The sequence below is a fragment of the Caldicellulosiruptor sp. F32 genome (assembly GCF_000404025.1).
Lineage (GTDB): Bacteria > Bacillota > Thermoanaerobacteria > Caldicellulosiruptorales > Caldicellulosiruptoraceae > Caldicellulosiruptor > Caldicellulosiruptor saccharolyticus.
This window is the reverse complement of the sequence record NZ_APGP01000062.1, coordinates 1-1073: the sequence shown is the minus strand read 5'-3', so window position 1 is coordinate 1073 and position 1073 is coordinate 1. Positions and strand designations below refer to the sequence as shown.

Genomic DNA, 1073 nt, shown 5'->3' with positions numbered 1-1073 from the left:
TGGTTTATTATAATCTCATTAATTCCACTTTTAGTATTTTTAATCTTTTCATTGAGCCTTATTGAGAAGAATGCCCAAAAAGAACTAAAATCACGACTTGAAGCCGCACACAATGTAGCAATTCAAGAGATTGAAAGGTATCAAAAACTATCTCAAGACTATGCAACTTTAATTTCATCAAACAACCTGCTAAAAGAGGCAATCTTGAAAAAAGACCATCTAAAACTTGTACAAGTAATCTCGCCATTGGCAAGCCAGATGAATATTGACCAGATTGCTGTAACAGACTCAAACGGTATTTTAATCGGAAGAAGTGACATACTTTCACGTTATGGTGATAACTGGAAACAAAATTATTTAGTAAAATGCGGGCTTGCAAGGCTAAGGTATACCACTATTGAAAAAAGCGGAGATGACATTTATATAAAGTCTGTATCAGATGTTGTCACAGAGATGAGTGCAAACAACATGAGGGTAATTGGCACAGTAATTGTTGGGTACAAACTTGACAAGAGGTTTGTTGAAAACCTCTCAAGACTTACCAAGATGAATGTCATTTTGTATCCTGCAAATTCGCCTAATAAATATATTTCACAATCAAACTCTCAAAAACTGGGGGCTATCATAGGAAAAGAGACCTTGCAAAAAGCAATGTCAAGTGAGTACGAGTACTTGATTGGCAAAACAGGTACAAAAAATGACAGTTATAGTTTTGTAGTGATCCCTGTGAGAAAAGCTAATAACATAATGCCTGTAGCAGCTCTTGCAATACTTACAAACAACCTTCTTGTTTCGAACTTTGTTACATCTTCAATCAGGTTTTCAATACTCTTGTTTGGACTTACATTGGTTTTGGTCATCATCATCAGTATGTTCATTGCAAACAGGATCACAAGGCCAATAAATAAACTTGTTGACAGTGCAAGAAAAGTTGCAACAGGTAAATTTGATATACAGGTAGAAGATAGCATTGTGAGTAGCGACGAGATAGGACTTTTGGCAAGAGAATTTTCAAAGATGGTAAAGAGTATCTATACCTTTGTCACAAATATTGACCAGACAGTTAGCACCAC

The 1073-nt window shown here is 35.5% G+C and carries 1 protein-coding gene; it reads left to right on the top strand.

Annotated features, from left to right (window positions below; translation table 11 throughout):
* A partial coding sequence (locus H964_RS06390) for a HAMP domain-containing protein (RefSeq protein ID WP_039765829.1) occupies nucleotides 1-1073 on the top strand: 1073 nt, incomplete at both ends.